Source organism: Nonomuraea sp. NPDC049649, from assembly GCF_040675175.1.
In the GTDB taxonomy this organism is placed as follows: domain Bacteria; phylum Actinomycetota; class Actinomycetes; order Streptosporangiales; family Streptosporangiaceae; genus Nonomuraea.
In genome coordinates, this window is sequence record NZ_JBFAOH010000003.1 from 229,602 (window position 1) to 255,701 (window position 26,100).

The window sequence follows — 26,100 nt, forward strand, 5'->3', positions numbered from 1 at the left end:
AGGGGCTGCGCATGGCCGGGCACTACGTCGTACGCAACGTGACGCGCGTCCCCGCCGACGTCGTCGCGGGACTGCGCGACGCCGGAGTGGCCACCGTCCACGAGGCCGCGGGCCGCACCGGGCTCGTGGACCCCGCGATCCTGCCCCGCCAGGACGGAGCCGTCATCGCGGGCCCCGCGGTGACGGTGTCGAGCCACCCGGGCGACAACCTCATGATCCACGCGGCGGTGGAGATGTGCCGGGAGGGCGACGTCCTTGTGGTCACCACCACCTCGCCCTCCACCGACGGCATGTTCGGCGACCTGCTCGCCACCTCGCTGCGCGCCCGCGGCGTCATCGGGCTGGTCACCGACGCCGGGGTGCGCGACATCGCCACGCTGCGCGGCATGGGCTTCCCCGTCTGGGCGCGCGCCGTCTCCGCGCAGGGCACCGTCAAGGCCAGCCCCGGCTCGGTCAACGTCCCCGTCGTCTGCGGCGGCCAGATCGTACGCGCGGGCGACGTGATCGTCGCCGACGACGACGGCGTGATGTGCGTCCCCCGGGCCCGCGCGGCCGAGGTGCTGGCCGCCTCCCGCGCCAGGATCGCCGCCGAGGAGGGCAAGCGCGCCCAGCTGGAGTCCGGCGTCCTCGGCGTCGACATGTACGGGCTGCGCGACGTGCTGGAACGCCTCGGCGTCCGCTACGTCGACCACCTGCCGGAAGACCCGCCATGAACGGCAGGCCGCCCTGGGGTGGAGGAGAGACGGCCGGAGGATGACGGCGCGGGCCGTGAACGGCAGGCGGCTGTAGGCGAGGGGAGGAACGGGCCGTGGAACGAGGGAGCGGTGAAGGAGGGCCGGTGGACAGAGGGGTTGCGGGGCCGCGGCTGGCGCTGCTCGGGCTGGGGGAGGCGGGGTCCGCGATCGCGGCGGGGTTGAGCCCGTACGCGCGCGTGTCCGGATACGACCCGGCCTGGACGGACCGGCCGGTGGACTTCACGGTCACCGACAGTGCGGAGCAGGCCGTGGCGGACGCCGAGGTGATCATGTCGCTGACCGCCGCCGCCGACGCGACCGGGGCGCTGAAGTCCGCGCTCGGCCACACCGCCGGCGGCGCCGTCTACCTCGACCTGTCCACCGGCAGCCCCCACCTCAAGCGCGAACTGGCGGCGGAGGCGGCCGCGCACGGGCTGACCTTCGCCGAGGGCGTCCTGATGGCACCCGTGCCCCGGCTGCGGGAGAAGACGCCCGTCCTGGCCGCCGGCCCCGGCGCCGCCCAGGCAGCCGCCCTGCTGACCGCCGCCGGCATGGACGTCACCCCGCTCGGCACCGACGTCGGCGAGGCGGCCGCCCGCAAGCTGCTGCGCAGCATCGTGGTGAAGGGCCTGACCGCGCTCCTGGTCGAGTCCCTGCGGGTGGCCGACGCGCAGGGCCTGGGCCGCTGGTGCCACGACCACCTCGTGGAGACCCTGACCGAGCTCGACGGCGAGATGATCCGCCGCCTCCTCGACGGCACCGCCCTTCACAGCGTCCGCCGGGCCGCCGAAATGGACGCCGCCGCCGAGATGGCCGCAGCCGCCGGAGAGCCGGGCGCGATGGCCCTGGCCACCGCCGAGATCCTGAAGTCGGTCCCCACCCGCGGAGTACCTCGCCCGTGAGTACAGACGGCATCAGCGCGGACGACATCGGCGCCCACCCGCGGACCGCCCCGCCTGTCAGTACGGCGGGCATCCGTGCCCACCCGCCGAGTACCCCGCCCGTGAGCGCGGACGGCATTCGCTGCATGCTGATGCGCGGCGGCACCTCCAAAGGGGCCTACTTCCTCGCCGAGGACCTGCCCGCCGACCCGGCCCGCCGCGACGACCTGCTGCTGCGCATCATGGGCTCCCCGGACGAGCGGCAGATCGACGGCATCGGCGGCGGCCACCCCCTGACCAGCAAGGTCGCGGTGGTCTCACCCGGCCCGGACGGCACCGTCGACTACCTGTTCCTCCAGATCGGCACCGCCGAGCCACGCGTCTCCGACCGGCAGACCTGCGGCAACCTGCTCGCAGGCGTCGCCCCGTTCGCCATCGAACGCGGCCTCTGCCCGGCCACCGGCGACACCACCGAGGTCCGCGTCCGCATCCGCAACGGCGGCGGGACGGCCACCGCCGTCGTCGCCACCCCCGGCGGAAGGGTCCGCTACGACGGCGGCACGGCCATCTCGGGCGTGCCGTTCCCCGCCGCCCCGGTGACCCTCTACTTCACCGGCACCGAGGGCGCCACCTGCGGCAGCCTCCTGCCCACCGGCTCGCCCGCCGACGAGATCGACGGCGTCCCGGTCACCTGCGTGGACAACGGCATGCCGGTGGTCCTGGCCCCCGCCGCCTCCCTCGGCGTCACCGGGTACGAAACGCCCGCCGCCCTGGAGGCCGACCCCGTGCTCAGGGCCAAGGTCGAGCGCGTCCGCCTGCGGGCAGGCGAACTGATGGGGCTCGGAGACGTACGCGAAACCACCGTGCCCAAGGTCACCCTCGTCGCCCCGCCCCGCGACGGCGGCGCGCTGTCGACCCGCACCTTCATCCCGCACCGCGTGCACACCTCGATCGGCGTGCTGGGCGCCGTCTCCGTCGCGACCGCCGCCCTGCTCGGCGGCTCGGTCGCGGCCGGGCTCACGGTCCGTACGGGGGAGACGGTCAGGATCGAGCACCCGACCGGCTTCCTCGACGCCTCGATCGAGATGGACGGGCCGCGCGTCCGCCGTGCGGGAGTCGTACGGACCGCGCGCAAGCTCTTCGACGGCCTCGTCTGGCCCCGGCCCGGCTGAGATCGTCAACTAGAATGTTCACAATCCGCTCACAGGAGGTGACCCAATGGCTGCCGGGGCCACCGGCGACGTGGCCGCCAGGATCCGCCGCACGATCCTCTCCGGCGACTTCGCCCCCGGACAGCGGCTGGTCGAGGCCGATCTGTGCGAACTGTACGGGGCGAGCCGATCGGCCGTCCGCCAGGCGCTGCGCGAACTCGTCGGCGAAGGCCTGGTCGAGGTCGAACGGAACAAGGGCGCCCGCGTCCGGGTCGTGACCACGGCGGAGGCGGTCGAGATCACCGAGGTGCGGATGGTCGTCGAGGGCCTGCTGGCCGCCAAGGCCGCCGAACGCGTCACCCCCGAGCAGGCCGAACGGCTCCTCGACCTCAAACGGGCCATGCGCGAACGGGTCGAGGCCCACGACCCGCTCGCCTACTCCGACCTCAACGCCGAACTGCACGCCCTCGTACGGGAGATCGCCGCCCAGCGCACCGCCCGCGACATCCTCGTCCGGCTCCAGGGCCAGCTCGTCCGCCACCAGTTCCGCCTGTCGCTGCAGCCGGGCCGGGCCGCCGCCTCCCTCGTCCAGCACGAGAGGATCGTGGACGCCATCGTCGCCCGCGACCCCGCCGCCGCCGAGAGCGCGATGCGCGACCACCTCCGCGACGTGATCACCCAGATCGCCAAGTCGACGGCGGCGGACGTCCTCGCCCGGGCCTGACGGACCGGGCAGGCCGTCAGATCGCCAAGTCGACGGCGGCAGATGCCCTCGCCCGGGCCTGACGGACCGGGCAGGCCGCGGCCCGGATAGGGTCGAAGGCGTGCTGACCATTCCCGTTCCTCTCGACGCCGGCGACGACGGCAGCACGCCGCCGGAAGTGAGCGCCGCCCTGGCCGCCTACCAGGCGGGCACCGCCGGGCCCGACCGGGTGCTCAACGCGCTCACCGGGAACCGGCTGCTGGTGCCCGTCGTCGCCCTGCTGATCTCGTCCGAGGTGGGCGCGAACGGGCTGCGGCAGGAGAAGGAGAGCGAGATGGCGCTCCCCAAACTGGTCGGCAAGGACGGCCGCGAGGCGGTGCTCGCCTTCACCGGCACCGACCCCCTGCGCCGCTGGCGCCCCGACGCCCGTCCCATCCAGGCCACCGCCCTCCAGATCTGCGAGGCCGCCACCCAGGAGAAGGCCGCCGCCGTAGTGATCGACGTCGCCGGCCCGATCCCCTTCGTCATCGAGGGCGAAGTGCTCCGCGCCCTGGCCGCGATCAAGTCCGGCACCCTAGACGGCCTCACCGTCGCCCGCCCCGAACCCCCCAGAAAACGCCGCTGGTTCTCCAGAAAGACCTCTCGTTCCTGACCACGCTCCCGGACCCCCAGGTTTCCCCACCGCGAGAAACCATCCGCAGGTGACCTGCCAACCCGAGGTCTTGCCACCCCGAGGAACCGTCGCAGTGGACCTGCCACGCAAGGGAGACGACGAGCCGACCCCTAGTCATGCGGGGAAACCGCACGCCAGGGACCCGCTGGTCGAGGATGCCGCGTCCACTGCTCCGGGAATGCGCCGCGCGAGGCTGGGCCAGGGGGGGGTGGGGCGCGCCGCACGACAGGTGAGGTCGTGCCGCACGAGAGCAGTGCCAGGCGGGGTCTCGGCCGGTGTGCCTCCGTTTCTCAGGGGACTACCCGCCGGGAAGTCGGGCCGTGCAGGGGTGCGCCGGATGGGGTCCGCCAGGTTGGTGTCCGCAGTGAAGTGCGGCGGACGAGGGCATGGGCGGAAGTGAGGCGGGGGCGCGTGCGCGCGAAGGTTCCGTGGTGTCGCCTCGCAAGGCGGGCAGCGTGACGGTTCGACCATGAGGCGGGCGGCGCCAGGGTTCGACCGGTGGAGGCAAGGCGGGCGGCGTGAGGGTTCGACCGGCGGAGGGGCGGCGGCGGGCGTAGAGTTCCGGGCGTGCTCCTGAATCCGGCGGTGTGGGGTGTGGTGCCGGAGTTCGCGGTGGTCGTGGTGGCCGGGCTGGTGGGGGTCGTCGCCGGGCGGTATGTGCGGACGCTGGTGGGCGGGTTCGAGGCGGAGCCGGACGATCCGCGGGCTGAGGGGCGGGCCGCGCTGAGGGCCGTGCTGCGGACGGTGCCTCTGCCTGTGTGGCCTCCTACGTACGAGCTGATGACCGCTGGGGTGCTGGCGGTGGTGGTGTGGCGGGCAGGGCCTGCGTATGCGTACGCGGCTGTGGTGGGGACGGCGCTGGCGGCGGTCGACTGGCGTACGGCGCGGTTGCCTGACGTGATCACGTTGCCGTCGTATCCGATTCTGGCGCTCACTCTGTTACCGACCGGGGAGTTGCCCAGAGGACTGGCGGGCGGGCTGGCGCTGGCCGTCTGTTATGGGCTGCTCTGGGTGATCAGGCCCGCTGACCTGGGGCTGGGCGACGTCAAGCTGGCCGGGTTGATCGGCATGGCGTGCGCGGCCGTGGGCTGGCAGTCGTGGGTGGTCGCCGCCGTCGGCGGGCAGTTGCTCGGCGCTCTCTACGCGGTCCTGCTGCTCGTCACCAGGCGCGGCGATCGGCGGACCGAGTTCCCGTTCGGCCCCTTCATGCTGCTCGGCGCCCTGGCCGGGCTCTGTCTCGGCAGGTGAACGCGCGGACATTCCACCCGGCCGCACATGGAAGACTTGGACGCATGTTGCGCTGGTTGACCGCCGGAGAGTCCCACGGCCCTGAGCTCGTCGCCATCCTGGAGGGCCTGCCCGCAGGCGTGGAGGTGACCACGGCCGCCATCGACGAGGCCCTGCGCCGCCGCCGCCTCGGTTACGGCCGCGGCGCCCGGATGAAGTTCGAGCAGGACGAGGTGACGATCGTCGGGGGCGTCCGCCACGGCCGCACCATCGGCAGCCCGGTCGCCATCCGCATCGGCAACACCGAGTGGCCCAAGTGGGAGAAGGTCATGGCGGCCGACCCGGTCGACCCGGCCGAGCTGGAGGGCCTGGCCCGCAACGCGCCGCGCTCGCGGCCCCGCCCCGGCCACGCCGACCTGGCGGGCATGCAGAAGTACGGATTCGACGACGCCCGCCCCGTCCTCGACCGGGCCAGCGCCCGCGAGACCGCGGCCCGCGTCGCGCTCGGCGAGGTCGCCCGCCGTTTCCTCAAGCAGGCGCTGGGTGTCGAGATCCTCAGCCACGTCACCTCGATCGGCGGCGTCGAGAGTCCCGCGACCACCCTGCCCGGCCCCGGCGACCTGGAGCGCATCGACGCCGACCCGGTCCGCTGCGCCGACCCGGAGGGCAGCGCCGCGATCGTGGAGCGCATCGACCGGGCCCACAAGGACGGCGACACCCTCGGCGGCGTGGTCGAGGTGCTCGCCTACAACCTGCCGCCCGGCCTCGGCAGCTACACCCATTGGGACCGCCGGCTCGACTCCCGCCTGGCCGCCGCCCTCATGGGCATCCAGGCGATCAAGGGGGTGGCGGTCGGCGACGGCTTCGAGACCGCCCGCAGGCCCGGCTCGCAGGCCCACGACGAGATCGAGTACACCTCCGCGGACGGTGTGCGGCGCATCACCAACCGGGCGGGCGGCGTCGAGGGCGGCATGACCAACGGCGAGATCCTGCGCGTCAGCGCCGCCATGAAGCCCATCTCCACCGTCCCCAGGGCGCTGTCCACCATCGACGTCAAGACCGGCGAGGCGGCCAAGGCCCACCACGAGCGCTCCGACGTGTGCGCGGTGCCCGCCGCGGGCATCGTCGCCGAGGCGATGGTGGCGCTGGTGCTGGCCGACGCGGCGGTGGAGAAGTTCGGCGGCGACTCCGTCGAGGAGGTCGCGCGCAACCTGTCCGGCTACCTCTCTTCCATGGTGATCAAATGATCAAGGCCGTGCTGATCGGCCCGCCCGGGTCCGGCAAGACCACCGTCGGCCGCCTGCTCGCCGAGCGTCTCGGCGTCGCCTTCCGCGACACCGACGCCGACGTGGAGGCCGTCGCCGGCAAGCCCGTCAGCGACATCTTCATCGACGACGGCGAGGAACACTTCCGCGAGCTGGAGCTGGAGGCCGTGCGCAAGGCGCTGGCCGAGCACGACGGCGTGCTTTCGCTCGGCGGCGGCGCTGTGCTGCGCGAGGAGACCCAGGCCCTGCTCGACGGCCTGCCCGTCGTCTACCTCCAGGTCGGCCTCGCCGACGCGGTCCAGCGGGTCGGCCTCGGTTCGGCCCGGCCGCTGCTCGTGCTCAACCCGCGCAGTCAGCTCAGGAAGCTGATGGAGGAGCGGCGGCCCGTCTACGAGCGGCTGGCGGCGCTCACGGTGGTGACCGACAAGCGCGAGCCGGCCGAGCTCGCCGACGAGATCGTGAAGGGGCTGGGCCGATGAGCGGAGCGACGAGGATCCCTGTGGGCGGGGAGAGCCCGTACGAGGTCGTGGTCGGCACCGGCGTCTACGCCGAGCTGCCCGGGCTGCTGAGGCCCGGCGTCTCCACGGTCGCCGTGATCCACCCCGAGGGCCTGCCGGAGCTGGCCCGCCCCGTCACCGGCGCCCTGTCCGAGGCCGGATACGACGTGGTGGCGCTGCCCGTGCCCGACGGTGAGGCGTGCAAGACCGCCGAGGTGGCCGCCGGGCTCTGGTCGGCGTTCGGCCGCCACGGCATGACCCGCTCCGACGCGGTCGTCGGCGTCGGCGGCGGCGCGACCACCGACCTGGCCGGGTTCGCCGCCGCCACCTGGCTGCGCGGCGTCCAGGTGGTGCTCGTGCCCACCACCCTGCTCGCCATGGTCGACGCCGCGGTCGGCGGCAAGAACGGCATCGACACCCCCGAGGGCAAGAACCTCGTCGGCACCTTCCTGCCCCCGGCGGGGGTGCTCTGCGAGCTGTCGGTCCTCGACGCCATGCCCCGGGCCGACTACGTGGCGGGCCTGGCCGAGATCATCAAGGGCGGGTTCATCGCCGATCCCGTCATCCTCGACCTCATCGAGGCCGACCCGGACGGCGCCACCCGCCCCGATGGGCCCCACACCCGCGAGCTGATCGAGCGCAAGATCCGCGTCAAGGCCGAAGTAGTCGGCGCCGACCTGCGCGAGTCCGGCCTGCGCGAGATCCTCAACTACGGCCACACGCTCGCCCACGCCATCGAGCGCGCCGAGGACTACCGGATGCGTCACGGCGAGGCCGTCGCCATCGGCATGATGTACGCGGCCGAGCTGTCCCGGCTCGACGGCCGTGCCGACCTGGTCGGCCGCACCCGGTCGATCCTCACCTCGGTCGGCCTGCCCGTCACCTACGACGCCGGTGCCTGGCCCGCGCTCCGCGACCACATGCGCCTCGACAAGAAGAACCGCGGCGCCAAGCAGCGTTTCGTCGTCCTGGACGAGCTCGCCGTGCCCGCCCGGCTGGAAGGGCCGCCCGAGGAGCTCCTGGAGAGCGCGTACAAGGTCATCGCCCGGTCATGAAACGGGCGGCGGCGGGCGTCCGCGCGGCCGACCCACTAAAGTCGTGGGGCCCCCGCCGCAGCACGAGAAACGCGGAGATGAACACCCGGTCATGAGGCACTACGGCTCCTTCGTCGCTCTCGGTGACAGCTTCACCGAAGGCCTGAACGACCCCGGCAGCAACGGCCACTTCCGCGGCTGGGCCGATCGCGTCGCCGAACGGCTCGCCCAGGACGACCCGTCCTTCCGCTACGCCAACCTGGCGGTCCGCGGGAAGCTGCTCGACCAGATCGTGGCCGAGCAGGTGCCGCTGGCGATCGAGATGTCCCCCGACCTGATCAGCTTCTGCGCGGGCGGCAACGACCTGCTGCGCCCCGGCAGCGACCCCGACGTGATGGCCAAGAAGCTGTCGCGCGCCGTCCGCGACCTGCGCGCCACCGGCGCCGACGTGCTGCTGTTCACCGGGGTCGACCCGCGCGACACGCCGCTGATGCGCCGCCTGCGCGGCCGCTTCGCGATCTACTACCTGCACATCCGCTCGATCGCCGACCTGTACGGGTGCCGCCTGGTTGACCAGTGGTCCATGCAGGGGCTGCGCGACTGGCGGGCGTGGAGCGAGGACCGCCTCCACATGAACGCCGACGGCCACCGGCTGGTCGCGGCCCGCGTCCTCGACGTGCTCGGCGTGCCGTTCGACGACTGGCACAAGGTGTGGCCGGAGCGGAGCGTCGACCCGCGCGCCCGGCGCCGCGAGGACGCGCAGTGGATCCGCGAGTATCTGGTGCCGTGGGTCGCCCGGCGCATCCGGGGCGTCTCCTCGGGCGACGGGCTGTCCCCGAAGCGCCCGGAGCTCTCCCAGTGGTCGTGACCCCGGCTCACCGCAGGCGGCGCAGCGCGGCCCGGGGAATGGCCGGGTCGGTCGTACGCCAGAACGGCGGCAGCGAGCTGAGGAGGAAGCCGCTGTAGCGCGCGGTCGCCAGCCGCGGGTCGAGCACCGCGATGACGCCCTTGTCGTCCTGGGAGCGCAGCAGCCGGCCCGTGCCCTGGGCGAGCAGGAGCGCCGCGTGGGTCGCGGCGACCGTCATGAAGCCGTTGCCGCCCTTGGCGGCGACGTGGCGCTGCCGGGCGGAGGTGAGCGGGTCGTCGGGGCGGGGGAACGGCACCCGGTCGATGATGACCAGGCGCAGCGCCGGCCCCGGCACGTCGACGCCCTGCCAGAGCGAGAGCGTGCCGAACAGGCAGGTCTCCTCGTCCTCGGCGAACTGCTTGACGAGCAGCATCGTCGAGTCGTCGCCCTGGCAGAGCAGCGGCACGCCGAGGCGGTCGCGCAGGGCCTCGGTGGCGGCCTTGGCGGCGCGCATCGAGGAGAACAGGCCGAGCGTGCGCCCGCCCGCCGCCTCGATCAGCTCGGCGATCTCGTCGAGGTAGGCCTGCGGCAGGCCGTCACGGCCGGGCTGCGGCAGGTGCTTGGCCACGTACAGGATGCCGGCGCGCGGGTGGTCGAACGGGGAGCCGACGTCGATGCCCTGCCAGCCGTCGTCGCCGAGCCCCCACTGGCGGGCCATGCCGTCGAAGCTGCCGCCGAGCGCGAGCGTGGCGGAGGTGAGCACGACGGTGCGCTCGCCGAAGAGCTTGTCGCGGAGCATGCCGCCGACGTTGAGCGGGGCGATGCGGAGAGTCGGCGGCCGCCGGTCGGTGGCGCCGTCGAGCCAGACGACCTCGGCCCGGTCGGTCTCGGAGGCGTGCCCGTAGGCCTCCAGCATGCGCACGGCGGTGTCGTGGACCTCGTCGAGCGCGGTGAAGGCGGCCTTGCGTTGGCCGGCCTTGTCGGGGTCGTCCTTGTCGCCGCCGCGCGGCCCGAGCGCGGTCAGGCAGCGGGCGGCGCTGTCGCGGACGAGCGCGAGCGTCAGGGCCAGCACCTCCGGCAGCTCGTCGACGCGGCCCGGCGGGGCGGCGGCCAGCAGCGCCTTGAGGTCCTCGCTCGCCTCCATCAGCTGGTCGGCGATCGGCTGGTCGATCAGCCGGCCGACCCGGCGCACCGCGAGCGCGACGGACGTCTCCGACAGCTCGCCGGTGACGACCGAGGTGACCCGGTCGACCAGCTCGTGGGCCTCGTCCACCACCACCAGCTCGTGCTCGGGCAGCACCGGCAGCTCGCCCATCGCGTCGATGGCGAGCAGCGCGTGGTTGGTGACGACCACGTCGACCTCGCCCGCCCGGGCCCGGGCCAGCTCGGCGAAGCACTCGGCGCCGCTGGGGCAGCGGCTGGCGCCCAGGCACTCCTGGGCGCTGACGGAGAACTGCCGCCAGGCCTGCTCGCTCACCCCGGGCACCAGCTCGTCACGGTCGCCGGTCTCGGTCTCCTCGGCCCACTCCTGGATGCGCTGGACCATCCGGCCGGTGGCGCTCACGTCGCGGGCGTCGAACAGCTGGTCCTGCTCGTCCTCCTCGGGCCAGGCGGCGGTCAGCTTGTAGCGGCACAGGTAGTTGCGGCGGCCCTTGAGGATGGCGAAGGTCGGCTCGTGCGGCAGCTCCTTGCCGAGCGCCTCGGCGAGCCGGGGCAGGTCGCGGTCGACGAGCTGGCGCTGCAGCGCGATCGTGGCCGTGGAGACGACCACGGGCTTGTCGGTACGCATCGCGTGGCGGACCGACGGCACCAGGTAGGCCAGCGACTTTCCGGTGCCGGTGCCGGCCTGGACGGCGAGATGGTCGCCGTCGTCGATGGCCTGCTGCACCGCCTTGACCATCGTGATCTGACCTTGCCGCTCGCTCCCTCCGAGAGCGTTGACGGCGGCGGCGAGCAGGGAGTCGACTGGTGGGAGATGGGAGTCCGGCACGGCACTAAACGCTACCCGCATTCCGGGGTCCGCCGCGCCGGACGCGATGGGATCGGCTGTGTGATCGGGCATGCGCATCCGGGTATTCGCGGACCCCGCCGCCGCGTCCCGTGGGACACTGGCGGTGCAACTCCAACGGGGGGCCATATGAACGAGGGGTTCATGAGTGGGATGGGAAGTCCGGTTTAGTAGGGTTTTCCGGGGTTGAGTGGACGGATAAAGGCTGGTACTAGCAGGATGTCTGCCATGTCGGAAGTTGTCCCGTTGCCGTCGTTCGGCGAAGTCTTCTTCGATGCCCGAGGTCAGGAGCGGTGCCTCCGGGTCACCTGGCACGAGGGCACGCTCGTGCTCAGCCTGTGGCGCGGCGAGATGTGCACCGCGAGCTTCCGCATGCCACTGGACGACGTCGACCGCCTGATCGACACCCTCGACGAGGGGTATGCCGAGGCCACCGGCGAGACCCAGCCCGGCGAGGCCGACGCCGCCCCCGACCCCGGCACCGAGGCGATCCCCGGCACCGGCACCTACCACCGGCCCGCCCAGCGGCCGCCGCACGAGGAACGGCCGGCCGCGCCGCTCGGCCCCAACGACGTGCTCGTCGCCCGGGGCAACCCCGGCCACCAGGACAAGCTCGTCGCCTCCCACGGCGAGAACACCCCGCCGCGCGGCACCGCCACGCCCCAGTACGGCGGCCAGCACTACGCCGACCAGGCGAACGAGCCGTTCACCGGCCCCCAGTACGCGCCCGACGGCGGCTACCGCGATCCCTACTCGGGCCCGCAGTACGTCCAGCAGGACCAGCAGCCCTTCAGCGGCCCCCAGTACGCCGACGAGCAGGCCGAGCCGGTCTACCAGATGCCCGGCGGCCAGCCCCCGCACACCGACCCGCTCGGCTTCCCGGCCGAGCCCTCCTACGAGCAGCGCGGCGACTCCTACGGCGGCGGCCAGTACCAGCAGCAGCCGCGCACCGTGCCGAGCAGCGGGCCCGGCGTGGGCACGCCCATGCACGGCATCCCGGGCGCGGGCCGCCGCCAGGACCCGTTCCAGAACCAGGACCCCGGGTACGGCCAGGACTACAACCAGGACCAGGGCTACCGCCAGGACCCCTCGTACACCCAGGACTCCGGCTACCGGCGCGACCACTCGTACGGCCAGGACCCCGGCTACGGCGTCGACCCCTCCTACGGGCAGGACCCCGGCTACGGCCAGAACACCGGCTACGGCCAGGACCACTACAACGGCGCCCCCAACCCGGCGGACCCCCTGATGTCCATGGGCCACCAGGAACCCGACCGGAGCCGCCCGTACCTGGACGAGCCGCTGTTCTCGACCGGCGAACGCCTCCGCCCCGACCAGGAGGAGCAGCACGACCGCCGCGAGTGGTGAGCGCCCGCCGTCAGCCCATCTGGCTGTCGGCGTAGCACCAGCACCAGGTCTCGCCCGGCTCGTACGAGCGCACCACCGGATGCCCGGTCGCCCGGAAGTGGGCGGTGGCGTGCTTGCCCGGGGAGGAGTCGCAGCAGCCGACGTGGCCGCACGACAGGCACCGGCGCAGGTGAACCCATCGGCCGCCCGCCGCCAGGCACTCCTCGCACCCCTCGGGGGTGCGGGCCTCGGGGTCTCCCGCCTCGGTCAGATGCTCGCACATAGCCATGTCCGCGATCCTAGACACCGCGTGACGCCGATCACATCCGGGGCCCGCGCCGCGTGTCGGCCGCGATGGGTAGGGTCGGGGCATGCCCCGCCGCTACCGCCGGTTCGCGTCCCTCGCCGCCGTCCCCGCTCTCGTGCTCGTCATGACCGGCTGCGCCGAGGTCAACGACACGGTCGACCGGGCCCAGGCGTGCCTGGAGGCTCCCAAGATCGTCACGGAGCTGACGTCGAAGCTCGCCGACCTGGCTAACGACCCGCAGGCGATGGAGAAGGCGCTCGACGACACCGCCGCCAAGCTCAACGACCTGGCCGACAAGGCCGCCAACACCACCATCAAGGAAGCCTCCGACAACCTCGCCACCACGCTGAAGAACATCGACGTGCAGAACGTCAACGACGCGGTGGACGCGGTCCAGAAGGTCGGCACCGACACGGCCGCCTACGTCAAGCGCGTCGCCGAGGCCTGCGCCGGCGGCTGACCGCCGGAGTCGATCGCTTTCTCCGGGAAGACGAGAACGCGCCGTACTGCTCGAAGGGCCTGAGACGAGGACGCGCCGTCCTGCTTTGAAAGCCTTGGTCGTGGACGGAGAAAGCGCGTCGCGCCGGGTCCTGACCACCCAAGTCAACCCGCTTTCTCTAGGGAGAATAGGCGCGAAATATCGTGCTTCCATGGAGCCTGACCCGCGATTCACGCTCGCCAACGAGCGCACGTTCCTCACCTGGCTGAGCACCTCTCTGGCGCTCAGCGCGGGCGGGGTGGCGATGGCCGCGGTTCCCGACACGGCGTTCGAGCCGTGGCTGCGCACCACCCTGGCCGTCATCCTGGTCGTGCTGTCGGCGCTGGCCGCCGGCATGGCCTACCCGCGCTGGCGCAACATCCAGCGCGCGCTGAGCGCCCAGGCGCCTCTCCCGCCGCCCGCGCTGGCGTCGGTCTTCGGGTACGGGGTCGCCACCGTGGCAGTGCTGGCCCTGGTGATGATCCTGCTAGCGGCCTGACCATGGAGGATCCGCTCCGGATCTGGGACCGAGGGCTGCAGAGCGAGCGCACCCGGCTGGCCTGGGTACGCACCGCCGTCATCCTGGCGACCGGCGGCCTGGGCGCCGCCGCGCTGGCGGTGCCCGCCGGGTTGCCGCGCCCGGCCGCGGTGCTGTTCGCGCTGGCGGCGTTCTGCGGCGCGATCCTGCTCATCCGGACCGGGGCGCGCTTCCGTCAGGTGCAGCGGGCGCTGCACGGCGGCGCGCCGCTGAACGCCAAGGCCGACGCGGTGGTCGCCTGGCTCGGCACGCTCGCCGTGGTCGCTGGGGCGCTGGTGTTCGTGCTGACGGTGCGGTGAGGACGAGGCGGGCGTGAGTACGGGACTATCCCGACCGGTTGGTTTCGTGCGGTGACGACCGCTTGCGGGGTCCCGGGGGCGAGGCGGACACTCGGAGGAGAGGGAGGTGACCTCATGAAAGACGAGATCAGGAAGGTCCCCTTCGAGTGCCGGGCCTGCTGGCACGTGTGGGAGGAGGAGTACCTCGTCCGGCAGGTGGAGGGCCGCGACGGCGAGATCTGGCTGCGGGGCGGGGTGCAGGTGCCGCCGCCTTCGGCCGCCGAGATCTGCCCGCGGTGCGGCTGCCATCAGACGGTCCAGTTCCCCGACGGCTATCTCGCCCATCATCCGGAGCTGATCCCACGGCCCGCCGAACCCGACAGCACCCCGCTGGTCAGCCCGGCGCCGAGGCGTCTCCCCGGCTGGAGGCGTAACAGATGGTGATATTTCTCTAACAGAGAGTGTCGTAAATTCCGTCTTGCCGGAGCCTTGGCCCGGGCGGACACTTCGTGCGGATGACGATCCCTGACCCCCGGGGGAGGTTCCCATGCACGACGAATCCGGTGCCCGCAGGCTCTGGCCGCTGGAGTGCCTGCGCTGCTGGCACGTCTGGGAGGAGGTCTACACGGTCAGGCTCGGCGACCGGGGCGAGACCTGGCTGAGGGACGGCGTCGTCGTGCAGCCTCCCTGGTCGGGCGCGTGCTGCCCGGCCTGCGGCGCCTTCGCGGTGACCACGTTCCCCGACGGCTATCTCGCCCGTCACCCGGAGCTGATCTCGGCGGCCGATCCGGAACCGGCGCACCCGGCGGCGCCCGGCGCCGTCCCGCCGCCGGTGACGGCGAGACGGGCGCCGCGCCACCACCGGCTGCTGGTCGCGCTCGGGGTGCCGGCGCTGGTGGCGGCCGCGTACGAGGCGTACCGGGTCGTGGAGTGGGCGGCCACCGCGCACCCGCACTAGGAGAGGCTCTCCAGCCAGGCGCGGTGCAGGCCGGCGAAGCGGCCGTCGGAGCGGATCAGCCGGTCCGGCGGCCCGTCCTCGACGATCCTGCCGTGCTCCATCACCAGCACCCGGTCGGCGATCTCCACGGTCGACAGCCGGTGCGCGATGATCAGCGCCGTGCGGTCGGCGAGGATGGTGCGGAGCGCCCGCTGCACCAGCCGCTCGCTCGGCACGTCCAGGCTGGAGGTGGCCTCGTCCAGGATGAGCACCGCCGGGTCGGCCAGGAACGCCCGCGCGAACGCCACCAGCTGCCGCTGGCCCGCCGACATCCGCCCGCCCTGCTTGCCCACGTCCGTGTCGTAGCCGTCGGGCAGCGACATGATGAAGTCGTGCGCGCCGATCGCCTGCGCCGCTTCCCGCGCCTGCCGTTCGGAGGCGTCCGGCCGGCCGAACCGGATGTTGTCCATCACCGACCCGTTGAACAGGAAGTTCTCCTGGGTCACCATGACGACCGCCCGGCGCAGCGTCGTCTCGTCCAGCTCGCGCAGGTCGGCCCCGTCCAGCAGCACCCGCCCGGCGGTCGGGTCGTAGAAGCGGGAGATCAGCTTGGCCAGCGTCGTCTTGCCCGCCCCGGTGGAGCCGACCAGCGCCACGGTCTGCCCGGCGGGCACTGTCAGGTCCAGGCCGGGCAGGATCGGCATCTCCGGCACGTACGCGAACCGTACGCCCTCGAAGCGCACCTCGCCGCGCGCCCCCGGCAGCGGGCGCGGCGCGCGCGGCTCGGGCACCGACGGCTCCTCCTCCAGCACGCCCGACAGCTTCTCCAGCGCCGCGCCGGCCGACTGCAGCGTGGTGTAGAACTGGCTGATCTCCTGCATCGGCTCGTAGAAGCCGCGCAGGTAGAGCAGGAAGGCGGTGAGCACGCCCACGGTGACCTCCCCGTGGAAGGCCAGCCAGCCGCCGTAGAAGAGCACGGCCGCCACCGTCACGTTGCCGATCAGCTTGACGCCCGGCGTGAAGAGCGCGACCAGTCTCATGCTGCGCGCCTTGGCCTCGCGGTAGTCGTCGTTGAGCCGTGCGAAGATCTCCTGGTTGCGCGGCTCGCGGCGGAACGCCTGCACCGCCCGCATGCCGGTCATCGACTCCACGAAGTGCACGATGACCAGCGCCACCGTCTCCGTGGCGCGCCGGTAGGCGATCGCCGACTGCCGGCGGAACCACCGGGTGAACAGCAGCAGGATCGGCAGCGGGACCAGCGCCACCAGCCCCAGCTTCACATCCAGCACGAGCAGCAGCACGGCGGTGCCGGCCATCGTCAGCACCGCTGTGACCAGCCGGTCGAAACCGGCCTGCAGCAGCTCGGCGATCGCCTCGACGTCGGAGGTGAGCCGCGAGATGACCCGGCCGGAGGTGTACTTCTCGTGGAAGCTCAGCGACAGCCGCTGGAAGTGGTCGAACACCCGCCGGCGCAGCTCCAGCAGGATGCCGTGGCCGATCCGGCCCGACATGGTGAGGAACGCCTGCCGGGTGAGCGCCTGCGCGGCCGCCGCCGCCAGGATCACGCCCACCACCATCAGCAGCGTGCCCGGCCCCGCGCCGCGCTGCATCGGCGGGATGCCCTCGTCGATGCCCACCTTCACCAGGTAGGGGATGGCCAGCCCGGCCCCGCTGGAGGCGATGACGACCGCGGTGAGCAGCGCGATGGTCTTGCGGTGCGGGGCCAGCAGGTCGCCCAGCAGCCTGCGCGAACGGGCCCGCAGCAGGCCGCTCACCTGGTCGGACAGCTCGTCCTGGTTCTCGGAGGCGACGCCGCGCCAGCCGGTCGTGGCGGTGGTCAACGCAGGGCTCCTTCCGACGGGTCGAGATCGGCGTCCTGGGCCAGCAGCTCCCGGTACTCGGGCACCTCGGCCAGCAGGTCGTGGTGGCGGCCGACGTGCGTGATCGTGCCGCCGGCGAGCAGCGCCACCTTGTCGGCCAGCAGCACGGTCGAGGCCCGGTGCGCCACCACGATCCCGGTCGCCTCGCGCAGCACCTCGCGCAGCGCGGCCTCCACCAGCGCCTCGGTCTCGACGTCCAGCGCCGAGAGGGTGTCGTCGAGCACCAGGATCCGCGGCTTGCTCAGCACCGCCCGGGCCAGGGCCAGCCGCTGCCGCTGGCCGCCCGACAGCGACATGCCCTGCTCGCCGATCCGGGTGTCGAGGCCCCACGGCAGGTCGTACACGAACATCGCCTGCGCGGTGCGGATCGCCCGCTCCAGCTCTTCCTCGGTCGCGTCGCGGCGGCCGAGCGTCAGGTTCTCGCGCACGCTCATCGAGAACAGCGTCGGCTCCTCGAACGCGGTCGCCACGATCGAGCGCAGCTCGGTCAGCTCCAGGTCGCGCACGTCGTGGCCGTCGATCGTGACCCGGCCCGCGGTGACGTCGAGGAGCCGCGGCACCAGCGCGGTCAGCGTGGTCTTGCCGGACCCGGTGGCGCCCACCACCGCGACCGTCTCGCCCGGCCGCACCTCCAGCGACAGGTCGCGCAGCACCGGCCGGTCGGCGCCCGGGAAGCGGAACTCCACGCCCTCGAACCGCAGGTGGCCGCGGGGCCGCTCGATGCGGGCCCGGCCGCCCTGGATCTCCGGAACCGTGTCCAGGACCTCCAGGACCCGGTCGGCGGCGGTCATCGCCTCCTGCGCCATGGCCAGCAGGTAGCCGAGGCTGGCGATCGGCCACACCAGCTGCAGCATCAGGGTGGTGAAGGCGAACAGCGCGCCCAGCGTCAGCGAGCCCTGCCCCACGGCCAGCGCGCCGAGCAGCAGCACCAGCGCCAGCGTGACGTTCGGGATGACCTCCAGGAAGGTGAAGAACCGCGCCGACAGCCGCACCTTCTCCATCGACGTCCCGTACAGCTTGCGCGCCGCCTCGTCGTAGCGCTCGAACACGTGGTGGCGGCGGCCGAACGCCTTGATCGTGCGGACGCCCAGGGCCGACTCCTCCACCAGCGTCGCCAGGTCGCCCTGCTCGTCCTGCACCTGACGGGAGATGCGGATGTAGCGCTTCTCGAACCGGAGCGACAGCGTGACGATCGGCACCGCCGAGACGGTCACCAGCACGCCCAGCGGCCAGTACATGTTGAGCAGCAGCACGGTCACCGTGACCAGCTGCAGGATGTTCATGACCAGGAAGAGCATGCCGAAGCCGAGGAACCGGTGGATCGTCGACAGGTCGGTGGTGGCCCGTGAGAGCAGCTGGCCCGACTGCCACCGCCCGTGGAAGCTCATCGGCAGCCGCTGCAGGTGCGCGTACAGGTCGTCGCGGATGCGCGTCTCCAGCCCGAGCACCGGGCCGATCTGCGTCCACCGGCGCAGGAAGATGAGAAGCGCTTCGACGATGCCCAGCCCCAGCGCGACGGACCCGAGCAGCAGCAGCGCCCCGGCGTCTCCGTCGCGGACCGGCCCGTCGACGACCCGCTCGCCTACCAGCGGTAACGCGATGCTGGCGGCGATGCCGGCGACCGCGGCCAGCCAGCAGAAGATGAGTTTTCCGACATAAGGGCGGAGATAGCCTCGTAACCGCCAGAGAGATACCTTTTCGAGCAGGGAACGACGGGGAACGCGCGTATCAGGAGGCATTCCTCCAAGGCTAGTACGGCACCTCAAGCCGTTTTCCGGCATGGCATGGTGGGTCTCATGAACGAGACAGACCTTCGTCACCTGCGCAGATGCGTCGAGCTCGCGGCCCAGGCGCTAGCCGCCGGAGACGAGCCCTTCGGCTCCGTGCTGGTGAGCGCGGACGGCACGGTCCTGCAGGAAGACCACAACCACGTGGTGGAGACCGGCGACCACACCCGCCACCCGGAGTTCGAGCTCGCCCGCTGGGCCGCCGCCCACCTGAGCCCGGAGGAACGCGCCGCGGCCACCGTCTACACCTCGGGGGAGCACTGCCCGATGTGCGCGGCCGCCCACGGCTGGGTGGGGCTCGGCAGGATCGTCTACGCCTCCTCCTCCGCGCAGCTGGCCGAGTGGCTGCGCGAGCTGGGGGTCCCGGCGCCGCCGGTGCGCACGCTGCCGATCCGCGAGGTGGTGCCGGGCGCGGTGGTGGAGGGTCCCGTGCCCGAGCTCGCCGACCAGGTCAAGGACCTGCACCGCCGCTTCCACTCCTAGACCTGGCGGCGCCCGGGCGCGCGGCGGCTGCCTAGAATGAGGCATGGCCCCGCTGTCCCGCGCCCGGATCGTCGCCGCCGCGGTCGAACTCGTCGAACGCGAGGGCGCCGACGCCGTCTCCATGCGGCGCATCGCCTCCGAGCTGGGCGTCGGCGTCATGTCGCTCTACAACCACGTGCCCAGCAAGAACGCCCTGCTCGACGCGGTGGCCGAGAGCGTGCTCAGCGAGATCGAGTTCACCGACGACCCCGAGGCCCACTGGACCGACCGGGTCCGCATGCAGGCCCGCGCCTTCCGCCAGATCGCCCACCACTACCCGCGCTGCACGATGCTCGTCGTCAGCCGCCAGCTCCACGGCCACGCCGTGCTGCTGCCGGTCGAGCGGGCCCTGGCGACGCTGCGCAGCGCCGGGTTCGACGGGGCCGACGCGGTGCGGGTGATGCGGCTGTTCATCACCTTCATCGTCGGCTCGCTGCTGCGCGAGGTCGGCGTGACGCCCGGCTTCGCCCCCGCCCGGGGCTCGGCGATCGACGCGGGCGAGGTCGATCCGGAGCTGTTCCCCGAGGTGAGCGCGCTGTCGGAGCTGCTGGGCCACGACGATCCCGAGGCGGAGTTCGAGTTCGGGGTCGAGCTGCTCATCCAGGCGATCGCGGTCCACCCCGCCCGGAGGGAGGGCACCCGGTGAGCCGCGGATGCCCTCCGGTGCCGGTCAGTACCAGTTGTGTGATTTGAAATGCCCCCAGGCGCCGCACGGCCTGCCGTATCTCCCCTTGATGTAGGCCAGACCCCAGCGGATCTGGGTCTTCGGATTGTGCCGCCAGTCCTTGCCCGCTCCCCGCATCTTGCCGGCGGGCAGCGCCTGCGGGATGCCGTAGGCGCCGGACGAACGGTTGACGGCGCGGTGGTTCCAGCCGCTCTCCCTGGTCCACAGGCTGTCCAGGCACTTGTACTCGCGCAGGCCCCATGACCTGCGCACCACCTGGTCGAGGGCGAAACGCTTGCTCTTGTGCCGCGGGAGGCGGGCCGTGACCCGGGGTTCCGCGCTGGTCCGCCACGTACGGACCTGCGTCACCGGCGCCTCGGCGTAGCCGCCCTCGCGGCTCTCCGTGTCGGCTCGTGCCGCCAGCTCCATCCCGCCGAGCGCGGCGGTGACGGCGGCCAGGGTCACGATCGTGCTGCGTAGTGTGCGCTTGCTGTCCAATTCGATCCTCGCGGTCGGGTCGCGTGCGGACGGGCGCGCTTCGCTTCCCCGGCGCCCTGCCGGTCCGCGTCCGTGGCTCGGACGGGACAGGTCCGCGCGGCCCTCCGGGATCCTTGCTCCGGCCGGCTTTCGCCGACCGGCCCGGAGAGCTCCACGACATGTCCTGTTAGCCGGATTTCTAGTACGCGCGAGCACGCGTCTCCGGAACCCGGGACACGCGAAGGACAGGTGTTTGCGGGATCGATGCGGACAATGGGCGGTCTCGTTGGGCCCGGATGGAGCGGCCCGGCGCGATCATGGCCCACGCTTTCCGGGAAACACGCGCAAGCCTGGGGTTTGGATCAGCCCCAGCCGTGGGATTGGCACGGTCCCTGGACGCGACACGCGGTTCCGGCGGGACCGGCGGCATCTCATATGGTCAGGCCATGAACCTTCGTGAAATTCCGGTCAGCACCCTGGCGGACGAGCCGACCACCCTCGCCGCCCTCGCCGGCGACAAGGCCCTGCTCATCGTCAACGTGGCCTCCAAGTGCGGCCTCACCCCGCAGTACACCGACCTCGTCAAGCTCCACCAGGAGTACGGGCCGCGCGGGTTCAGCGTGGTCGGCGTGCCCTGCAACCAGTTCATGGGGCAGGAGCCGGGGAGCGCGGAGGAGATCCAGGAGTTCTGCTCGACCACGTACGGGGTGGACTTCCCGCTGCTGGCCAAGGCCGAGGTGAACGGCCCCGGCCGGCACGCCCTCTACGAGCGGCTGGTGCAGGCGCCGGACGCCGAGGGCGAGGCCGGCGACGTGCAGTGGAACTTCGAGAAGTTCCTCGTGGACCGCGAGGGCGCCGTGGTGGCCCGCTTCCGCCCCCGGACGGCACCCACCGACCCGGCGGTCGTGGCGGCCATCGAGAAGGTCCTCTGACGCCTCCTCAGCGGTGCGGGCCGCAGCTGGCCCGCACGATGAGCTCCGTGGGGAGCACCACCGTGCGCGGGCGGCGGGCGCCGGTGCGCAGGGCCAGCTCCGCCGCGCGGTAGCCGATGTCGCGCCCCGGCTGGGCGATCACCGTCAGCGGCGGCGAGCACAGCTCAGCCCAGGGGACGTCGTCGAACATGATGAGCGACACGTCCTGCGGCACCCGCAGGTCCAGCTCCCTGGCCGCGAGCACCGCGGCCTCGCCGAGCACGTTGCCGCCCGCCACCACCGCCGTCACGTCCGGACGGCTCTGGAACAGCCCCGACGCGGCGGCGTAGGCGGAGTCGCGGGTCCCGGTGGCGAAGACGATCAGCTCCTCGTCCACCGGCGCCCCCAGCGCCTCGCGGAACGCCTCCACCCGCCCGTGGTGCCCGGGCCCGCCCAGGTAGGCGATGCGCCGGTGGCCGAGCCCGGTCAGGTAGCGCACCGCCGTGCGGATGCCCGACCGGTCGTCGGCGAGGACGGCCGGGGCGTCCAGCGGGCGCGGGGGCGCGGCCACCGGCAGGCCGTCGAGGAGCAGGAGGTCGCGGTCGGGGGCGTCGTCGTCCGGCTCGGCGCCGTCGGCGGACTCCAGAGGCAGGCGGTCGGCGAAGACCACGGTCATCCCCGCCCTGACGGCCGGCCGCCACGTCTCGGCGTCGCCCGCCGGGACCGCGACCACCCGGTCCACGCTCTGCTCCAGCAGCATGCCGATCATCTCCGACTCCTGCTCCGGGTCGGCGCCGGTCGCGGCCAGCACGACCGGCTCCCCGGCCGAGCGGGCGTAGGCGAGCACGCCGTCGGCGAGCCGCCCGAAGAACGTGTCGGTCACGTCGGGGACGAGCAGCCCGAGCCCGCCTGTGCGGCGCTGGCGCAGGTTGCGCCCGGTCGCGCTGGGGCGGTAGTCGAGCTGCGCTGCGACCGCCAGCACCCGCTCCCGGGTCTCGGGGCTGGCCGAACCGCCGGACAGCACCCTGGAGACGGTGGCGATGCCCACGCCCGCCGCCTCGGCCACATCCTTGATCGTCGCCCGCTTTTCCATGGAAACGATTCCATCACGCTTTCGCCGTTTCGGGAAGTTCGTCGTTCCTGTATGGCCGGATTAGCCGGAAACGCTTGACAGGTATGTCGCCTTCGCGGTGGGATGCTTGAAAACGTATCCACGCGTGTGGACTCTCCGCACCGACAAACCGGGGCCTTGCCCTGCAGTGTGAAGGACTGTCATGGCATCCATCGTTCTGAACAATGTCGACAAGATCTACGCCGGTGGCGTCAAAGCTGTGAACGGGCTCAACCTTGAGATCAAGGATGGCGAGTTCATGGTGCTGGTCGGCCCCTCCGGTTGCGGTAAGTCCACCGCGCTCCGCATGATCGCGGGCCTGGAGGACATCAGCGCCGGTGAGATCTCCATCGGCGACAAGGTGGTCAACCACCTGCCGCCGAAGGACCGCGACATCGCGATGGTGTTCCAGAACTACGCGCTCTACCCGCACATGACGGTCGAGGAGAACCTCGCCTTCGGCCTCAAGCTGCGCAAGATGCCCAAGGCCGAGATCCAGCAGCGGGTCCAGGAAGCGGCCAAGATGCTCGGCCTGGAGACCTACCTCAAGCGCAAGCCCGCCGCCCTGTCCGGTGGTCAGCGCCAGCGAGTCGCCATGGGCCGCGCCATCGTCCGTGAGCCGCAGGCCTTCCTCATGGACGAGCCGCTGTCCAACCTCGACGCCAAGCTCCGCGTCTCCATGCGCGCCTCGCTCAACCAGATGCACGAGCGCCTCGGCGTCACCACCGTCTACGTCACCCACGACCAGGTCGAGGCCATGACCCTCGGCGACCGCGTCTGCGTCCTCCGCGACGGCCTGCTCCAGCAGGTCGACACCCCGCAGAACCTCTTCGACCGGCCGGTCAACCTGTTCGTCGCCGGGTTCATGGGCTCGCCGTCGATGAACTTCGTCGAGGCCGAGCTGGTCCGCGACGGCGGCGTCGCGGTCGCCTTCGCCGGCTACCGGCTGCCCATCCCCGACTCCACCTTCAACGACAAGCCCGGCCTCGAGCAGTACCTCGGCAAGAAGGTCATCCTCGGCATCCGCCCGTCCGACTTCGAGGACGCCGCCTCCGCCGGCGCCCACGCCGACAACGGCTGGGCGACCCTGACCGCCAAGGCGGAGGTCACCGAGGAGCTCGGCTCCGAGATCAACGTGCTGTTCCTGATCGACGCCCCGCCGGTCGAGCACAAGGACACCGTCGCCGCCGCCGACACGGGCGACGACGAGGAGGCCTCGCTGCCGCTGTCGGGCGACAAGTCGCTGTGGACCGCCCGGGTCAACGCCCGCAGCCACGTCCGCCACGGCCAGTCCATCGACCTCGTCGTCGACACCCACAACCTGCACTTCTTCGACAAGGCCAGCGGCCTGGCCATCGGCCACCCGGCCAACGTCGGCCGCTGACCCGCACTCCGGCTTCCGATTCCCGGGCCCTCATCGCGACCCCCTCCCGCGGCGAGGGCCCGTCCCGTTCCCTGTGGTTCCGTGATTTTCACCGCCTACGGCGGAGCAGGCGGGCCGAAGGCTCGCTGACGGCGCCCAGCCCGAGGGGTTTCCCCAAAAGGGTTCTGTGTTCTTGAAGCCGTGTCGCGGTGAGAAGCACGCGTCAGATGCGGGCGGAGAGCTCCGCGACCAGGCGGCGCGGCAGGAACCTGCCGACCGCGACGATCGCCTTGTAGCGCAGGCTCGGGATCGAGACCCACTTGCCCAGCGCCAGATCGCGCAGCGCCTCGGCCACGACCTTGTCGGCGTTCAGCCACATGAACCCCGGCATGCCGGACATGTCCATCGAGGCGCGCTGGTGGAACTCCGTCCGCACGAACCCCGGGCAGAGCACCATCACCTTGACACCCGGCTCGGGGATCGCCGCCGCCGTGGACTCGCTGAAGTTGGCCACCCAGGCCTTGGACGAGCTGTAGGTGCCGCGGGTGAAGAACCCCGCCACCGAACCGACGTTGACCACCGCGCCCTTGCCGCGCTTGCGCATCCCCGGCAGCGCCGCCAGCGTCAGCCGCAGCACCGCCTCACAGTGGACCTTGAGCATGCGCAGCTCGTCCTCCACGGGCGTGTCGAGGAAGTCGTGCCGCTGCGCGAAACCGGCGTTGTTCACCAGCAGGTCGACGCCCGCCCGGCAGCGCTCCTCCACCCGGGCCAGGCCCTCGTCGGTGGACAGGTCGGCCGGCAGGACCTCGGTCTCGACCCCGTACCTCATCCTCAGGCGTTCGGCGGACTCACCGAGCCGCTGCTCGTCACGGGCCACCAGGACCAGTCGGAAACCGTCGGCGGCCAGGCGGCGGGCGAAGGCGGCGCCGATGCCGGCGGTGGCGCCGGTGATCAGTGCGGTAGGCATGCTGAAACCTTAACGCGGGTGCGAGGGGCTCCGTCGCGGCGGTGGTTGCTCTGGAAGTGCTGTTCGTGCAGGGGTGGAAACCCAAAAGCCAAGGGCAAAAATCAAAGGCCATTTGGGAAACCCCTCGGGCTGGGCGCCGTTAGCGAGCCTTCGGCCCGCCTGCTCCGCCGTAAGGGTGAAAACCGGGAGGTGTGGACGTAGGTGGGGAAACCGGAAGGCGTGGGCGTGGGTGGGGAAAACAGGAGGTGTGGGCGTAGGTGGTGAGAACCCGGAAGGTGGCGTGGAGGGGCGTCAGTGTCTGGGGGCGCGTTCGCGTCTGACCGTCTCGATCAGGTTCTCGACCTGGGTGTTGAGCTGGGTGCCGCGGGCCCAGCCGGCGTAGTGGGTGAGGAAGACGACGACCTCGCGCAGTTCTGTCTCGTCCAGGTCGCCGGTGCGCAGGGCGGCGTCGAGGTGGATCGCCACCTGGTCGTCGATGCCCAGGCCCACGAGGAGGCCGAGCAGGAGCAGGCGGCGTTCTCGGAGGGAGAGCGTCTCCCGCGACCAGAGGTCGGCGAAGGCGCGCTCCGCCGTCATGCCGTACGAGTCGACGGTCTCCGTGGCCGGGCCTGCCGGTTCTGTCATCGTGCGCTCCGGTCGCGTGAAGGGGGGTGGCTTCATCTTGGGCCACTCCTTCGCGGTGACCAAGAGGGGCGAGCGGAAGTCAGGCCATGACGACAGGTAATCCTGCTGATCTGTAACGGTCGAGACCAATCTAAGGCCAAGATTTGGTCAAGATTTCCGCAAAGTGCAGGGCTCAATTCCGGAGAAAGCGGGCACAACAACTGCGGTGCCTCGTCAAGCGGAGGTCAGCCCTGGTGAAGAAGTGGGTCGCGCTCGTCGCCGTGGCGGTGACCCTGCCCGCGTGCGGCCAGCCCGCCTTCCACTACGTGCGCGACCGGGACGGCACCGCCTACTTCAAGGTGCCCGCCTCCTTCTCCCGGGTGGACGCCTACGCGCTCGAACGGGTGCTGTCCCGCGACGCCCCCGCCGACCCCGCGTCCTGGTCGGCCGCCTTCGACCAGGCGGCCAGCCCCGCGCCCGAGCACCTGTTCGGCTCGGCGGACCCGTTCGTGTACGTGACCGTCCACCGCCTGACCGACCGCCAGCGGAACGAGATCTCGCTCAACCGGATGCGGGACTTCCTCCTGCCGGTCACCGACCGGACCCGCACCGCCTACCTGACGGCGGAGCTGGAGTCGGGCCGGGCACCGGCCTTCAGCCACTTCGAGCCGCTCATGGACCTGGAGCTCGCCCTCGACGGCGGGGCCAGGGGCGTGCGGGTCCGCTACAACTACCGGATCGGCGGCACCGTCCAGACGTTCGACCAGACGGCCATCCTGGACGACACCGGCACCAGCCTGGCGGTGATGCTCCTCGCCTGCGAGGCGGACTGCTTCGCCGCGCGCGCCGGCGAGTTCGACGAGATCGCCGGTTCCTTCCGCCTGCTCAGACTGCCCGGATGAGGGGGCAT

The 26,100-nt window shown here is 72.1% G+C and carries 29 protein-coding genes; 21 read left to right on the forward strand and 8 right to left on the reverse strand.

Annotated features, from left to right (window positions below; genetic code table 11):
- Nucleotides 1–11: 11 nt before the first annotated feature.
- The 10 genes from AB0J42_RS06365 to AB0J42_RS06410 all read left to right on the forward strand — a co-directional run bounded on the left by AB0J42_RS06365 (nt 12) and on the right by AB0J42_RS06410 (nt 9,033).
- Nucleotides 12–713 carry a 4-carboxy-4-hydroxy-2-oxoadipate aldolase/oxaloacetate decarboxylase gene (locus tag AB0J42_RS06365; RefSeq protein ID WP_364289531.1) on the forward strand — a complete coding sequence of 234 codons (702 nt, stop codon included), beginning with the start codon at nt 12–14 and terminating at the stop codon, nt 711–713.
- 125 nt (nt 714–838) lie between these two features.
- Complete coding sequence (locus tag AB0J42_RS06370) at nt 839–1,636, forward strand: DUF1932 domain-containing protein (protein WP_364289533.1); 798 nt, start codon at nt 839–841, stop codon at nt 1,634–1,636.
- Nucleotides 1,633–2,787: a 4-oxalomesaconate tautomerase gene (locus AB0J42_RS06375; RefSeq protein WP_364289535.1), complete on the forward strand. Its 1,155-nt coding sequence runs from the start codon at nt 1,633–1,635 to the stop codon at nt 2,785–2,787. Before AB0J42_RS06370 ends, AB0J42_RS06375 begins: the two co-directional genes overlap by 4 nt.
- A gap of 46 nt (nt 2,788–2,833) precedes the next feature.
- Entirely contained in the window at nt 2,834–3,490 is a 657-nt protein-coding gene (locus AB0J42_RS06380) for a GntR family transcriptional regulator (RefSeq protein ID WP_364289537.1), read from the forward strand.
- A 100-nt stretch (nt 3,491–3,590) separates the two neighbouring features.
- Nucleotides 3,591–4,121: an SseB family protein gene (locus AB0J42_RS06385; RefSeq protein WP_364289539.1), complete on the forward strand. Its 531-nt coding sequence runs from the start codon at nt 3,591–3,593 to the stop codon at nt 4,119–4,121.
- 588 nt (nt 4,122–4,709) lie between these two features.
- On the forward strand, nt 4,710–5,390 hold the full coding sequence (locus AB0J42_RS06390; protein ID WP_364289541.1) for an A24 family peptidase: 681 nt from the start codon (nt 4,710–4,712) through the stop codon (nt 5,388–5,390).
- A gap of 44 nt (nt 5,391–5,434) precedes the next feature.
- Nucleotides 5,435–6,616, forward strand: a complete 1,182-nt coding sequence (gene aroC / locus AB0J42_RS06395) for a chorismate synthase (protein ID WP_364289543.1) — start codon at nt 5,435–5,437, stop codon at nt 6,614–6,616.
- Nucleotides 6,613–7,113, forward strand: a complete 501-nt coding sequence (locus AB0J42_RS06400) for a shikimate kinase (RefSeq protein ID WP_364289545.1) — start codon at nt 6,613–6,615, stop codon at nt 7,111–7,113. Before aroC ends, AB0J42_RS06400 begins: the two co-directional genes overlap by 4 nt.
- A complete protein-coding gene (gene aroB / locus AB0J42_RS06405) occupies nt 7,110–8,186 on the forward strand; it encodes a 3-dehydroquinate synthase (protein ID WP_364289547.1) in 1,077 nt (358 codons plus the stop codon). The genes AB0J42_RS06400 and aroB overlap by 4 nt, the downstream gene beginning before the upstream one ends.
- Nucleotides 8,187–8,277: 91 nt before the next feature.
- Nucleotides 8,278–9,033 (forward strand): SGNH/GDSL hydrolase family protein, encoded by a 756-nt coding sequence (locus AB0J42_RS06410; RefSeq protein ID WP_364289549.1) that lies wholly within the window; start codon nt 8,278–8,280, stop codon nt 9,031–9,033.
- A gap of 7 nt (nt 9,034–9,040) precedes the next feature.
- Here AB0J42_RS06410 and AB0J42_RS06415 read toward each other — a convergent pair whose 3' ends face one another.
- Complete coding sequence (locus AB0J42_RS06415) at nt 9,041–11,023, reverse strand: ATP-dependent DNA helicase (RefSeq protein ID WP_364289860.1); 1,983 nt, start codon at nt 11,021–11,023, stop codon at nt 9,041–9,043.
- 225 nt (nt 11,024–11,248) lie between these two features.
- On the opposite strand from AB0J42_RS06415, the gene AB0J42_RS06420 reads away from it, so the two are divergent.
- Nucleotides 11,249–12,388, forward strand: coding sequence for a hypothetical protein (locus AB0J42_RS06420; protein ID WP_364289551.1), 1,140 nt, complete (start codon nt 11,249–11,251; stop codon nt 12,386–12,388).
- A gap of 10 nt (nt 12,389–12,398) precedes the next feature.
- Here the strand turns inward: AB0J42_RS06420 and AB0J42_RS06425 are convergent, their stop codons facing one another.
- Nucleotides 12,399–12,656, reverse strand: a complete 258-nt coding sequence (locus tag AB0J42_RS06425) for a UBP-type zinc finger domain-containing protein (RefSeq protein ID WP_364289553.1) — start codon at nt 12,654–12,656, stop codon at nt 12,399–12,401.
- Nucleotides 12,657–12,738: 82 nt separating this feature from the next.
- Here AB0J42_RS06425 and AB0J42_RS06430 point away from each other — a divergent pair, with 82 nt between their 5' ends.
- The 5 genes from AB0J42_RS06430 (at nt 12,739) to AB0J42_RS06450 (ending at nt 14,926) form a co-directional block, all read left to right on the forward strand.
- A complete protein-coding gene (locus AB0J42_RS06430; RefSeq protein WP_364289555.1) occupies nt 12,739–13,134 on the forward strand; it encodes a hypothetical protein in 396 nt (131 codons plus the stop codon).
- A 190-nt stretch (nt 13,135–13,324) separates the two neighbouring features.
- Nucleotides 13,325–13,651, forward strand: coding sequence for a DUF202 domain-containing protein (locus tag AB0J42_RS06435; protein WP_364289557.1), 327 nt, complete (start codon nt 13,325–13,327; stop codon nt 13,649–13,651).
- A gap of 2 nt (nt 13,652–13,653) precedes the next feature.
- Nucleotides 13,654–13,989, forward strand: a complete 336-nt coding sequence (locus AB0J42_RS06440; protein ID WP_364289559.1) for a DUF202 domain-containing protein — start codon at nt 13,654–13,656, stop codon at nt 13,987–13,989.
- Nucleotides 13,990–14,103: 114 nt separating this feature from the next.
- Entirely contained in the window at nt 14,104–14,412 is a 309-nt protein-coding gene (locus AB0J42_RS06445) for a hypothetical protein (protein ID WP_364289561.1), read from the forward strand.
- Between the two features lie 103 nt (nt 14,413–14,515).
- Nucleotides 14,516–14,926 (forward strand): hypothetical protein, encoded by a 411-nt coding sequence (locus tag AB0J42_RS06450; RefSeq protein WP_364289563.1) that lies wholly within the window; start codon nt 14,516–14,518, stop codon nt 14,924–14,926.
- Here AB0J42_RS06450 and AB0J42_RS06455 read toward each other — a convergent pair.
- Both AB0J42_RS06455 and AB0J42_RS06460 read right to left on the reverse strand, forming a co-directional pair.
- Nucleotides 14,923–16,746: an ABC transporter ATP-binding protein gene (locus AB0J42_RS06455; protein ID WP_364289565.1), complete on the reverse strand. Its 1,824-nt coding sequence runs from the start codon at nt 16,744–16,746 to the stop codon at nt 14,923–14,925. The two genes, AB0J42_RS06450 and AB0J42_RS06455, sit on opposite strands and share 4 nt — an antisense overlap.
- The gene (locus tag AB0J42_RS06460) at nt 16,743–18,524 is read right to left on the reverse strand and encodes an ABC transporter ATP-binding protein (protein WP_364289567.1); all 1,782 of its coding nucleotides are present in this window, start codon (nt 18,522–18,524) and stop codon (nt 16,743–16,745) included. The genes AB0J42_RS06455 and AB0J42_RS06460 overlap by 4 nt, the downstream gene beginning before the upstream one ends.
- A 57-nt stretch (nt 18,525–18,581) precedes the next feature.
- On the opposite strand from AB0J42_RS06460, the gene AB0J42_RS06465 reads away from it, so the two are divergent.
- Nucleotides 18,582–19,055: a nucleoside deaminase gene (locus tag AB0J42_RS06465; protein WP_364289569.1), complete on the forward strand. Its 474-nt coding sequence runs from the start codon at nt 18,582–18,584 to the stop codon at nt 19,053–19,055.
- 43 nt (nt 19,056–19,098) lie between these two features.
- Entirely contained in the window at nt 19,099–19,740 is a 642-nt protein-coding gene (locus tag AB0J42_RS06470; RefSeq protein ID WP_364289571.1) for a TetR/AcrR family transcriptional regulator C-terminal domain-containing protein, read from the forward strand.
- A 24-nt stretch (nt 19,741–19,764) separates the two neighbouring features.
- Here AB0J42_RS06470 and AB0J42_RS06475 read toward each other — a convergent pair whose 3' ends face one another.
- Nucleotides 19,765–20,256: a transglycosylase SLT domain-containing protein gene (locus AB0J42_RS06475; protein WP_364289573.1), complete on the reverse strand. Its 492-nt coding sequence runs from the start codon at nt 20,254–20,256 to the stop codon at nt 19,765–19,767.
- Nucleotides 20,257–20,681: 425 nt separating this feature from the next.
- Between AB0J42_RS06475 and AB0J42_RS06480 the strand changes: the two genes are divergently transcribed.
- A complete protein-coding gene (locus AB0J42_RS06480; RefSeq protein WP_364289575.1) occupies nt 20,682–21,167 on the forward strand; it encodes a glutathione peroxidase in 486 nt (161 codons plus the stop codon).
- A gap of 7 nt (nt 21,168–21,174) precedes the next feature.
- On the opposite strand, the gene AB0J42_RS06485 is transcribed toward AB0J42_RS06480, so the two are convergent.
- Nucleotides 21,175–22,239 (reverse strand): LacI family DNA-binding transcriptional regulator, encoded by a 1,065-nt coding sequence (locus AB0J42_RS06485; RefSeq protein WP_364289577.1) that lies wholly within the window; start codon nt 22,237–22,239, stop codon nt 21,175–21,177.
- A 181-nt stretch (nt 22,240–22,420) separates the two neighbouring features.
- Between AB0J42_RS06485 and ugpC the strand changes: the two genes are divergently transcribed.
- Complete coding sequence (gene ugpC, locus AB0J42_RS06490) at nt 22,421–23,641, forward strand: sn-glycerol-3-phosphate ABC transporter ATP-binding protein UgpC (protein ID WP_364289579.1); 1,221 nt, start codon at nt 22,421–22,423, stop codon at nt 23,639–23,641.
- A 202-nt stretch (nt 23,642–23,843) separates the two neighbouring features.
- Here the strand turns inward: ugpC and AB0J42_RS06495 are convergent, their stop codons facing one another.
- On the reverse strand, nt 23,844–24,587 hold the full coding sequence (locus AB0J42_RS06495; RefSeq protein ID WP_364289581.1) for an SDR family oxidoreductase: 744 nt from the start codon (nt 24,585–24,587) through the stop codon (nt 23,844–23,846).
- A gap of 291 nt (nt 24,588–24,878) precedes the next feature.
- Entirely contained in the window at nt 24,879–25,211 is a 333-nt protein-coding gene (locus AB0J42_RS06500; protein ID WP_364289583.1) for a carboxymuconolactone decarboxylase family protein, read from the reverse strand.
- A gap of 233 nt (nt 25,212–25,444) precedes the next feature.
- Between AB0J42_RS06500 and AB0J42_RS06505 the strand changes: the two genes are divergently transcribed.
- Nucleotides 25,445–26,092 (forward strand): hypothetical protein, encoded by a 648-nt coding sequence (locus AB0J42_RS06505; RefSeq protein WP_364289585.1) that lies wholly within the window; start codon nt 25,445–25,447, stop codon nt 26,090–26,092.
- Nucleotides 26,093–26,100: the final 8 nt, after the last annotated feature.